This is a genomic window from Bartonella sp. AA83SXKL (assembly GCF_042196965.1).
Taxonomy (GTDB): domain Bacteria; phylum Pseudomonadota; class Alphaproteobacteria; order Rhizobiales; family Rhizobiaceae; genus Bartonella.
Window position 1 is genome coordinate 1 of sequence record NZ_JBHIRG010000026.1, and the last position, 10,629, is coordinate 10,629.

Sequence of the window (10,629 nt, forward strand, 5' to 3'; positions counted from 1 at the left end):
AGCCTATAAAATCCAAACTCTAACAACCAAACCAACTTTTAAACACCAGCGTGATTCACGCCACGGGGGAATTGCGCGCAATGGAGGAAAACAATAATGACAAGTTCTTCTTTAACAACCATGGCAAGAAAATATGGATTTTCTCATGATGAATTTCGTAAAACAATTATCAAAACTTGTATCAATCATAACTTCTCTAATGAAGAATTCGCTGCTTTTATCTCGGTTGCAAATACTTATGGATTAAACCCATTAACAAAAGAAATCTATGCGTTCCCTAAAAAAGGCGGCGGTATTATCCCTGTTGTCTCTATTGATGGATGGATTAAGATCATTAAATCTAATCCTAAATTTGATGGCATGACTTTTCAAGATCAACTCGATAAAGATGGGAGTTTAATTGCCATTAAATGTGCTATTCATCTTAAAGGCATTAAAAACCCTATCGAAGTCACTGAATATTTAAATGAATGCGTGCAAGAAAAAAGTGAACCTTGGAAAAAATATCCAGCACGTATGTTACGTCATAAAGCAACTATACAATGTGCACGCTATGCTTTCGGTTTTTCCGGCATTTATGAAGAAGATGAAGCGGCTCGTATTAATAATAATACCACACAAGTACAACTTGTTTCTCATGACATGCTTATACAAATCCAAGAATTAATTGAAGAAACTGGAACCAATGAAGCAAGGATACTTGATTATGCAAAAGTCGAGAGCCTTGAAGATATTCCTGATGAAAAAGCAAAAATAATTTTTGATATATTGCAAGAGAGGCAAAAAGCTAAAACAGAGCAATCTCATTCATCACAAAAGAAAATAGACGCTCCTATACAAGAAGCAGAATACATTCATATCCAAGATATTGAATATGTACCAACTCAACAACAAACGGCGGTGTGAAATGGAACAAAGAACAGCAGAGTGGTTTCAAGCCCGCTTGGGAAAAGTCACCGCTTCAAACGTTTACAACCTACTGAGTAAAACAGCAAAGGGAATGCCTACAAGCAAATATGAAGACTACAAAATCAAACTTATAACAGAACGTTTAACTGGTGAAGTAAGCCAATCTTATCCAACTCCGGCTATGCAATGGGGCATTGAACATGAAGAAGATGCCTTGAAAGAATATGCATTTATTTATGATACAGAGATCATAGAGTGTGGTTTCATACAACACCCCACAATCAAAATGGCTGGTGCTAGTCCTGATGGGTTTGTTGGTGATGACGGTTTAGTTGAAGTCAAATGTCCACAATCACCAAACCACTTACGCTTCTTTATAGATGACACTATAAAGCCTGAATATAGCGCGCAAATGCAATTCCAAATGGCTTGTACGGGACGAAAATGGTGTGATTTTATCAGTTATGACCCACGTTTTACGAGGTAATCAACATACTTACGCATGAAAATCAAACGCATTCACCGTGATGAAGAACAAATTGAAGAGATTAATCAAGCGGTCGAAGCCTTTTTAGCAGAGATAGAACAAGAAATGCAAAAGATTTTGACAAAAGCTGCTTGACTCTATGGGGGTGCTTTCTCCTCCCAGCACCCCCACCCATTTAGGTAATAAGTAATATAAAAATAGAAAGGTAATGAGATGATATTTGATGATGGCGATAGATATGTAACAACCCGTGAATGTGCACAGCTTTTTAGTGTATCAACCACAACGATTCGCAATTGGGTGCTTCAAGGGGAGTTTCCGCAACCCTATAAGCTAGGAAGAGCAGTGAGATGGAGAAAAAAAGAGATTCTAGCTTTTACTCCAAAGAAAAATACGGAGCAAATAACAACAAATTAAGTAAAATTGTATAAACCACAAGAGGTGGACTAAAAGGTGGTCTAAAAAATAGAAAATCAAATAAAAAAATTATATATTTCAATAGGTTAAAGAGAAAAAATGGTGCCGCATGCCGGATTCGAACCAGCGACCCCATCATTACGAATGATGTGCTCTACCAACTGAGCTAATGCGGCATAGGTTTGTAAGTCAATGAAACAAAACTAATTTGAGGGTAATAGCTAAAAGTACGTATAAAAGCAAGAATGCATTTTTTCAATAATTTATACATATGATAATAATTTGAAGGAGAAGTATGTAAAAGTCAGAGGAAAGTATTCTTTGACCTTAATGCTATAAAATGCTTTCCAATTTACGATAGCACTTAAATTAAGAAGCTGGGAATGTAGATCTTTAGGATGAAAAATGGTGTCAAGATAACTTAGTAAAGATAAAAACATTTTCTGATTCTTAAGAAAGAAATTTGTTGTATAAGTGATTGGGAAAATAAAGATCATCATAAACCTTTTATAATGTGCAAATAAGATGAGTAGAATTATTTGAAAAGTTACTTCTCATTTTTATGGGAAGAAAAAGGGAGGAGGATTAATAAAATTAATCACGTTTTTTTATTTAAGAGGGAGTAAAAATCATGTCGGATGAAGATCGGCTGATAGAACTAGAAATGAAGCTAGTTTACCAAGAAAAATTCATTGAGGAACTTTCTCGAGTGGTAATTGATCAATGGAAAAGTTTGGATGAGATATCTAAAAAAGTTGATGTTTTAGCGAAACGATTTTCAGATTTAAAAGAACAGAGTGTGACTGAAGCTGTTATTTTACCATTTTCTCAATAGAGAGAAGATGCTTAAAATTTTTCTGCTAATAGTCTCTTGGATTTTTTTAGATGTAATAGGGTGGATGTCACAATGGGAGTAAGATGCGAAATATTCTTTATTACAATTGCAATTATTTACAGATTGGTTTTTGTTTAACGCATTTTGTTAGACTTGTAGAATAATTTTTATAAGCTTCTTCATTAATTTCAAGAAGTTCCAATTTTATAAGGAGTGCTGATATTAGAAGACGTTTTTTTATATGTGATTTCTAGTACTAAAATTAAGAAAAGTTTTTGTAGAGTATAAAGGAACATCCATAAAAATATATGAACTTCAATATGTTAAGTTTTTTCTGTACAGAGTTTTCTATAGATGGGAGTTAGGTTTATTCGCTAGTTTTTATTAAATTGATACAAATGAAGTAATGTTATCATTATCTATAGAAATCATAAGTGAGCCCGTATAATTTATAACTGAGCGCATATATTTATAATAAAGCGTTTTAATCCATTCTGATGATCAAATGATTTTCAGTTGTTTTAATAGGGTGAGGTGCTCTAAGCGATACCTGTTGTGTATAGTACAGAGAGCTCTAGAAGTTTTTTTCAAGATCAAATGTACTCTTCGTTATATGTATATGATATTTTGTGAAAAGGCTTTTGTTTTTCGTAATTTAAGATACAAAATACTATTGCTAAAGCACCAAAGATAGACCATGCGGGTAAATAAGTGAGAGTAATGCAAATTGAGGACAGAAAATCAGGCATTACCTTGCATAGAGATTGATTAAGGTGATAGATATCTGTTTGCAGAAGGCTTGTTAAAATTTTATTAAAGGGGGTTGTTGTCCAATGTGATGTGATTACAGAGTGTGTGTTATCAATGACCAATGCTATAATGGTTAGTGTAACGAAAATGAAGGACATTAATTTAAATAAAGGGTGGAGCATATTTTTTCTTAAAACTTCAACGGGACATACGTATAATGCACAAAAAAATAAGGAGTTGCATTATGATAAGAAAATAAGTTTACGTTTGTTTTGTGTTTTTTGAAAGAGGTGCCTAATTTTTCAATAAAAGTTGAGGTTAGGTTCAACAAAAGTAGTGAGGCATGATGTCTGAAAAAAAGCACGAGGAATTAAAGCGTAGCCTTCAAAATCGCCATATTCAAATGATTGCTTTGGGTGGCGTTATTGGGACAGGACTTTTTTATGGATCAACCGAGGCAATTCAATTAGCTGGCCCTTCAGTTATTTTATCTTATCTTGTCGGCGGGCTTATTATGTATTTCATTATGCGAATGCTTGGTGAAATGTCAGTAGAAGAACCGTCTTCAGGAGCATTTAGTTTTTTTGCTTATAAATATTGGGGGAGATTAGCTGGTTTCATAACAGGTTGGAATTATTGGTTTCTTTATATTCTTGTGAGCATGGCTGAACTTACAGTGATAGGGTTTTACCTTGATCATTGGATTTTGATTGATCATTGGAAGACATCTTTCATTGTTCTTTTATTTGTTACATTTGTTAATTTGTTTAATGTTCGTTTTTATGGAGAATTTGAATTTGCTTGCGCTTTGATCAAAGTGGCTGCTGTTATTGGTATGATTATTTTTGGAATTTTTCTCATTGTCACTGGACTAGGGGAAAATCAAGCGAATATTCATTATCTTTGGGACCATGGCGGTTTTTTTCCTTATGGAGCAGTAGGGGTTGTTTTAGCAACTTCTGTAGTAATGTTTTCTTTTGGAGGAACAGAGCTTATTGGTATTGCTGCTGGAGAGGCATCTAATCCACAAAAAACAATTCCAGCGGCTATTCGTCAAGTTATGTGGAGGATTATAATTTTTTATATTGGTTCTATCAGCATTATTATGATAATCAGCCCTTGGAATATGATTGGAAAAAATGGTAGTCCTTTTGTCACAATTTTCGAGACTATAGGAATTCCTGCTGCTGGTCATATTTTGAATTTTGTGGTGATTATGGCTGCTATTTCTGTTTACAATAGTGGCATTTATTCTAATGGCCGTATGCTTTATAGTTTAGCTGTACAAAAAAATGCACCACATATTTTTAGTAAACTGAGTGCTGCTCGTGTTCCTTATATTGCTATCCTTTTTTCATCATTCTGTACGGTGTTGATTGTCGTTGTTAATGCTCTTGTTCCTGATAATAGTTTCATGCGGATCATGGCTCTTGCAACTGCAGCAGCAGTGATTACTTGGGCTATTATTGTTATTGTTCATTTGAAATTTCGCAATGCCCATAAGAACAGAAAAGGCAACTTTACTTATGCGTTTGGTTTATATCCTTACGCTAACTATCTTTGTCTCTGCTTTCTTGCTTTATTATTTTGCATTATGTTTATCAGTGGTTTTGGGCAAAATGGATTGATGACTCGACTTTTTGATATGATAGGAATAAGCGTGCCTTTTCTTGAAACATATATTCCTGTACAGATGCCTGATATGAGTTTGGCAGTCATTATTATTCCTCTATGGTGCTTATTATTACTTTTAGGTTATAAACTGAAACGATAGAGAAAGAAGAGCTAATAAAAGGGATTGATTGGAATAAATCTTGGGGACTATAAAATTTGATGAGGTAACACAAGTTTTTGGTGATTTGTGTGTTTTAAGAAATATTACTGTACAGCTTACCGAAAAACGAATTGCTGTTATAGGTGCGAATGGTTCTGGAAAAAGTACATTTGTTCGTCTTATTAATGGACTCCAATTACCATCTCACGGTTTTGTAAGCGTTGATGGGCTTGATACCAAGCGCGATGCAAAAGCAGTAAAGCGTAAAGTTGGATTTGTATTTCAGAATCCCGATAATCAGATTGTTTTACCATTAGTTGAAGAGGATTTATCCTTTGGTCTCAAAAATTTAAAGCTTAATAAAGATGAAATTAAGGAGCGTGTAGATGAAATTTTACAACGCTATGAACTTCAAGATTTCAGAAATCACGCTGTCCATTTATTAAGTGGTGGGCAAAAACAACTCGTTGCTATTTCCGGTGTAGTTGCAATGAAACCAGACTACATTATTTTTGATGAGCCGACAACATTACTTGATTTGCGAAATAAGCATCGCGTTACGCAAGTGATAGAAGAATTACCACAAACGGCAATAGTTGTATCGCATGATTTGGAGTTTTTGAAAAAGTTTGATAGAGTGCTGGTTTTTGATAAGGGGGAGATAGCAATTGATGATGTACCTTTTGTTGCTATCAAGGAGTATATAAGAAGAATGTCATGATCGGTTTATATATTCCAAGGGATACGTTTATTCATAGGTTAAGTCCTGGAGTTAAGTTATTATTTCTTACGGCGTGTGGAACTTTTATAATAATGGTTTCTTCCATAGCGCTTCTTGGGTTATTTTTGTTGTTGGTCATCTTATTCTATAGAGTCGCCAAGGTCCCTTTCAAAACTGCGATAAAGCAATTTAAATCGATGGGATTGCTTTTAGTTCTTCTATTTGTATTTCAAACTATTTTTAGCGGTTGGTTTACGGGGGTTGAGGTCATATTACGTCTTGTTATCCTCTTTTCTTTATCATCACTTATTTCATTCACAACAAAAGTTTCAGATATGGTGGATGCAATTGAAGCAGGCCTCCAGCCCTTTCGTTGTTTTAGTATAAATCCATCAAAAGTGAGTATGGTTATCTCTATGGCGATCAGGTTTATTCCTCTTTTGAGTGAAAAGTTTAATGAGGTACATGAAGCACAGCAAGCACGGGGACTTAACACTAACATTGTCGCTCTTGCGATACCTTTAATTATACGAACCATAAGAATGGCTTCAGAAGTGGCTGAAGCATTGGAAGCGCGTTCTTATGATGCTGATACCATTGATACAGCATCTCATAATAATCAAAGTTTTTTATAGTGAAAGAAGAATCAAATGAATACAAAAGATTTAGTTTATATTGCCTTATTTGCCGCTGTTTATGCTATTTTGGGCCTTTTCCCTTCTATTTATCTTCCTTTTCTTCTAGGGATACCTATTACAGCTCAATCGATGGGACCGATGCTAGCAGGGTCTATTCTTGGGGCAAAAAGGGGTGCTTTAGCGTCACTCCTTTTTCTTGTTCTTGTTGCGATTGGATTACCTCTGTTGCCTGGTGGTCGCGGTGGGATCAGTGTCTTTTCAGGGATTGCAAGTGGTTATTTAATAGGTTTTCCATTTGCCGCATTTTTTATTGGTTTAATGGTAGAATTGTTTTGGCAGCGGTTAAATTTTATAATATTATTTGTGATAAATACTGTCGGTGGCATTGGGATAGTTTATTCTTTTGGTGTTCCATGGACAGCTTGTATGACCAAAGTTTCTTTACTGAATGTTTTAATGGCTTCATCAGTTTTTTTGATAGGCGATTGTTTAAAAGCGTTGATTGCATCCTTTATTGCACTCGCGATTAAAAGATCTTTTCCTCTCATTCATTCAAAGCATAATAACTAAAATAAATGCATTATTTTGTTATGCTGTTGTTATATAATATTCGTATATCACTATTATTGAATTTAACTATAGTAATTTATGATGTATTTAAACATTATAGAATCTAATATGATTCATATAAGTGATATTATTAAAATAAATTATTATAGTATTTTTCTCTATATCTAAGGCATTTAAAGTGTACTTTTATAAATCTGATACTTTTTATTAATTGTACAACAATAACGAAAGCTTTTCCCTAGTGAAGGAATAATTCAGTGAATACAAAAGATTTAGTTTATATTGCTTTATTCGCCGCTATTTACGCTGTTTTGAGTCTTTTTCCTCCTATTTATCTTCCTTTTTTGCTGGGTGTCCCTATTACAGCTCAGTCTATGGCTCCGATGTTAGCAGGCTCTATACTTGGAGCGAAAAGGGGAGCTTTAGCATCACTTCTTTTCCTTGCTCTTATTGCGATTGGGTTACCTCTATTGCCTAGTGGTCGTGGTGGAATTAGTGTTTTTTCAGGAGTTACGAGTGGTTATCTGATTAGTTTTCCATTTGCTGCATTTTTTATTGGCTTTATGGTAGAATTATTTTGGCAGCGGTTAAATTTTATAATATTATTTGTGATAAATACTGTGGGTGGCATTGGGATAGTCTATTCTTTTGGAATACCATGGGTAGCGTATATGACACAGGTTCCTTTGCTGACAGTTTTAATAAGTTCATTAGGTTTTTTGGTTAGTGGTTTCTTGAAAGTGCTGATTGCATCCTTTGTAGCGTTGACCATTAAAAAAACCGTTCCTCTCATTCATTCGGAAAAAGGGGCAGTTCTGTACTGAAGAACAAGTTTTCCAAATGTATGTAGATTAAAAAGCATCACGGAATACCATTTTGTTTTGTCTACTTTTTTATTGGTATTTTTCTGCATAGCTTTCAGAGGTAGCCATACGAAAATTGAATGTTTCGGCACCAAAATTCATTTTTGCTTTCAGGAGCAGCCCCTAAATAGCCAATTAATATTATTTTATTTAACAGGCTTGTAAGTTTTATTCGATTTGCATATTATATGCATAAAGCCTTAGAATAATTTATTATTTTTTAATATTTTTAGTTAATTAATCACTAATTTTTAAAGTATTAAATTATATTAATTGTACAAAAACATGGATAATTAAGTGTTCATCTAAAACTCTTGATGTATATAATACCCTTATAAATGTATTAATATAAGGTATAAAAATAAGAGTTGAATGGGATGAAGCTAAAACAAAAAGTAATCTTAGAAAGTACCGTGTAAAGTTTTGAAATAGCTGCATATGTTTTTTCTGATCTATTCTCCATGGCTAAACAAGACCGTATTGAAAATGGAGAGTATGGTTAGCAAGCTTTAGTGCTTGTGGAGGTTTTTTATTACTATTCGTAGCGCATATTGTCCATGACGATAAAGATGGCATAGAGGTAATCCGTATTATTTCAGCACGGCGAGCCAATTTGAAAGAAAGGAAACGTTATAAAGAAGAAAGTTCGTTATGAAATTGAGGTAGGTAACTTATCACCTTTGACAGATGAACAGAGAGTTGAAATTGATAAATTGGCTGTAATGTCGGATAGTGCAATTGATCATAGAGATATTCCGTCACTCAATGATGTGTTCTGGAAAAACGCCGTTTTCAATCCATTCTATAAATCACCCAAAACTGTTACAACAGTGCGTGTGGATTCAGACGTGCTAGCGTGACTTTAAAAGTCAAGGGAAAGGATATTAAATGCGGATTAACGCCATTTTACGTGATGCCATGCTTCGTTCAATGCGTTGACCTCTTTCCTGCGACAAAGAGTATCAAACTGCTTTCGATAGTTTTTTTATCTCCTTGTTGATTTCATCTATGAACGTTGAGAAGAGACAACGCCATTTAATCTAAACAGTTTTATAAAATCGGAAGTTTTACTATGGCTTTTTAACTGAGCACTGTAGTGTGTAAATAGATATATTTATTAAACTGCGTGTACGTAACATAAGAAACAATACACAAACTAAAAAGGAATACCAAAGAGCAATATCTGAGTACCAAAGTACAGTATCCCAATGGAAAAGAAAGCTTGTACTCCACATACCTAGAAATGACAGGTAAAGAAACCGTTTCTTTATAACTATTTGGGAAAATTAAAACGACAAGCGCTAAACTTATTAGCTTTAAAAGTCTGTGCAAATACTGTTGTAAATCACGTGTTAGTTTCACCCAACATGTTGTATCATCATCTTTATATTTTGGGGTGCTCTGCAATTCAGAAGGAATATTAGAATTGCATAAAATTTCAAAAACCGTTGTGACTATTACCAAAGAAACAGACGCGAATGTCAAAATACTCTGAATAAAGTCAAGATTTTTTTAATTCCTAAAAAACATAAAAATATAAAAGTTATAATGCCAAACAAGGTTCTTAGCTGCTTATTTGTAAATATATTTATTTCCTGTGGAAAAATTATGATCTCAATTTCTTAAATTATTTTCTGATATAAAAATACAATCTATCTTTTATTTTAATAGCAATGTCTTCTATTGCATCCAGTTGCTTTTAATATTTTAGTTAACCTCGTTTATGATTTATCTATAGTTGATGATAGCTTTAAACACAGAGCTCCATAATCCCAAACTCTCGCTTGCATTTTGATACCCAAATCCACCTTTCAAAAAAGCCCATAGCACTGGCAACCCTTTCATAAAGATTAAAGAAAAGCTCTGTTATTTCAAAAATACATGAAAGTGACTCATAACTGCCGCAACATTTTTTGTGCTGATGCTGGCTATTCATGTTTTAAAAAAACAAATATTTTGAAATTCGTGTATCCTAAAATCCTTAATTTGTATTAATGGATTTATTTACTTTATAAATTTGATACTATAGAGCCATTTTGGCTTCTAGAAATATATTGTACATTAAAAAAACTTTTTAATCACTCTTTAAATGCATATCCAATCCAAAAATGATCAGCACTTTTCACTATTTTGCTATTTTTTAGAAATCTATTTTAAACTCTCCTATTATTAGTTTATGAAGAGTTTTGGTTCGTGAAAGAAGATCTTTTTCAATCTCTTCACAATACTTAGAAAAATCTGTTGCTTTTGGAATGATTTTTTTAGACATGCTTTCTACGTTGCTCTGCAAAATGCGTTTTAAGGACTCTTTCAAAATCAATAAGGAAATACCTTTGAGTTCAGTTTGATAAGCTTGAGAAGAGGTGTCATCGTCCATATCTTTTCGCTTGTGGAAGCTACCACAAGAGAACAAGCGAAAAAAGTATTAGAGATATCATCATTTGAAGCTTTTACAGCAATAAACCAGTGAAGCCATAGGCAAGTCTCAAGTGCATTTTCTTCATTCGGTTTTTGTTTTTAATTTTCCATACGACACACTGCTATTTCAGGTTATTTCTTTGGGTTGATTAAGATTTGTAAGGAAAGTTGATTGGCAAGCAGTTAAGGCTGAATTTAAAGACTGGGATTATAAAGCCCAAGGGCTGACAGAAGCCGGTGCGGCTCT

10 protein-coding genes, 1 tRNA gene and 3 pseudogenes are annotated in these 10,629 nt (G+C 33.8%); 10 read left to right on the plus strand and 4 right to left on the minus strand.

Annotated features, from left to right (window positions below; translation table 11 throughout):
- Nucleotides 1-96 precede the first annotated feature (96 nt).
- The 3 genes and pseudogenes from bet to ACFINO_RS08215 all read left to right on the plus strand — a co-directional run bounded on the left by bet (nt 97) and on the right by ACFINO_RS08215 (nt 1,813).
- Complete coding sequence (gene bet / locus ACFINO_RS08205; RefSeq protein ID WP_375655412.1) at nt 97-906, plus strand: phage recombination protein Bet; 810 nt, start codon at nt 97-99, stop codon at nt 904-906.
- 1 nt (nt 907) lies between these two features.
- Nucleotides 908-1,531, plus strand: a pseudogene (locus ACFINO_RS08210) (lambda exonuclease family protein).
- Between the two features lie 78 nt (nt 1,532-1,609).
- Nucleotides 1,610-1,813, plus strand: a complete 204-nt coding sequence (locus tag ACFINO_RS08215; RefSeq protein WP_100129129.1) for an AlpA family transcriptional regulator — start codon at nt 1,610-1,612, stop codon at nt 1,811-1,813.
- Between the two features lie 100 nt (nt 1,814-1,913).
- Here ACFINO_RS08215 and ACFINO_RS08220 read toward each other — a convergent pair.
- Nucleotides 1,914-1,989 (minus strand) — tRNA-Thr (locus ACFINO_RS08220).
- Nucleotides 1,990-2,444: 455 nt separating this feature from the next.
- Between ACFINO_RS08220 and ACFINO_RS08225 the strand changes: the two genes are divergently transcribed.
- The 6 genes from ACFINO_RS08225 to ACFINO_RS08250 all read left to right on the plus strand — a co-directional run bounded on the left by ACFINO_RS08225 (nt 2,445) and on the right by ACFINO_RS08250 (nt 7,925).
- Nucleotides 2,445-2,648, plus strand: a complete 204-nt coding sequence (locus ACFINO_RS08225; RefSeq protein WP_375655413.1) for a SlyX family protein — start codon at nt 2,445-2,447, stop codon at nt 2,646-2,648.
- 1,096 nt (nt 2,649-3,744) lie between these two features.
- A complete protein-coding gene (locus ACFINO_RS08230; protein ID WP_375633217.1) occupies nt 3,745-5,172 on the plus strand; it encodes an amino acid permease in 1,428 nt (475 codons plus the stop codon).
- A 40-nt stretch (nt 5,173-5,212) separates the two neighbouring features.
- A complete protein-coding gene (locus ACFINO_RS08235) occupies nt 5,213-5,893 on the plus strand; it encodes an energy-coupling factor ABC transporter ATP-binding protein (protein WP_375618715.1) in 681 nt (226 codons plus the stop codon).
- The gene (locus tag ACFINO_RS08240; protein WP_375655414.1) at nt 5,890-6,528 is read left to right on the plus strand and encodes an energy-coupling factor transporter transmembrane component T family protein; all 639 of its coding nucleotides are present in this window, start codon (nt 5,890-5,892) and stop codon (nt 6,526-6,528) included. The genes ACFINO_RS08235 and ACFINO_RS08240 overlap by 4 nt, the downstream gene beginning before the upstream one ends.
- Before the next feature lie 15 nt (nt 6,529-6,543).
- On the plus strand, nt 6,544-7,101 hold the full coding sequence (locus tag ACFINO_RS08245; RefSeq protein WP_375655415.1) for a biotin transporter BioY: 558 nt from the start codon (nt 6,544-6,546) through the stop codon (nt 7,099-7,101).
- Between the two features lie 257 nt (nt 7,102-7,358).
- Nucleotides 7,359-7,925: a biotin transporter BioY gene (locus ACFINO_RS08250; RefSeq protein WP_375633212.1), complete on the plus strand. Its 567-nt coding sequence runs from the start codon at nt 7,359-7,361 to the stop codon at nt 7,923-7,925.
- Here the strand turns inward: ACFINO_RS08250 and ACFINO_RS08255 are convergent.
- Nucleotides 7,919-8,121 (minus strand): annotated as a pseudogene (locus ACFINO_RS08255) (single-stranded DNA-binding protein); the annotation flags it as partial. The gene ACFINO_RS08250 and the pseudogene ACFINO_RS08255 overlap by 7 nt on opposite strands.
- Nucleotides 8,122-8,644: 523 nt before the next feature.
- On the opposite strand from ACFINO_RS08255, the gene ACFINO_RS08260 reads away from it, so the two are divergent.
- Nucleotides 8,645-8,824 carry a hypothetical protein gene (locus ACFINO_RS08260; RefSeq protein WP_375618712.1) on the plus strand — a complete coding sequence of 60 codons (180 nt, stop codon included), beginning with the start codon at nt 8,645-8,647 and terminating at the stop codon, nt 8,822-8,824.
- 210 nt (nt 8,825-9,034) lie between these two features.
- Here ACFINO_RS08260 and ACFINO_RS08265 read toward each other — a convergent pair.
- Nucleotides 9,035-9,550: pseudogene (locus ACFINO_RS08265) on the minus strand (hypothetical protein).
- Nucleotides 9,551-10,104: 554 nt separating this feature from the next.
- Complete coding sequence (locus ACFINO_RS08270; RefSeq protein WP_375643462.1) at nt 10,105-10,341, minus strand: hypothetical protein; 237 nt, start codon at nt 10,339-10,341, stop codon at nt 10,105-10,107.
- Between the last annotated feature and the right edge of the window lie 288 nt (nt 10,342-10,629).

Excerpts from the sequence above, each read along its gene's own strand:
- ACFINO_RS08215 (WP_100129129.1), top strand. The coding sequence starts at position 1,610 with ATGATATTTGATGATGGCGATAGATATGTAACAACCCGTGAATGTGCA.
- ACFINO_RS08240 (WP_375655414.1), top strand. The coding sequence starts at position 5,890 with ATGATCGGTTTATATATTCCAAGGGATACGTTTATTCATAGGTTAAGT.
- ACFINO_RS08270 (WP_375643462.1), bottom strand. The coding sequence starts at position 10,341 with ATGGACGATGACACCTCTTCTCAAGCTTATCAAACTGAACTCAAAGGT.
- ACFINO_RS08245 (WP_375655415.1), top strand. The coding sequence starts at position 6,544 with ATGAATACAAAAGATTTAGTTTATATTGCCTTATTTGCCGCTGTTTAT.
- ACFINO_RS08230 (WP_375633217.1), top strand. The coding sequence starts at position 3,745 with ATGTCTGAAAAAAAGCACGAGGAATTAAAGCGTAGCCTTCAAAATCGC.
- ACFINO_RS08225 (WP_375655413.1), top strand. The coding sequence starts at position 2,445 with ATGTCGGATGAAGATCGGCTGATAGAACTAGAAATGAAGCTAGTTTAC.
- bet (WP_375655412.1), top strand. The coding sequence starts at position 97 with ATGACAAGTTCTTCTTTAACAACCATGGCAAGAAAATATGGATTTTCT.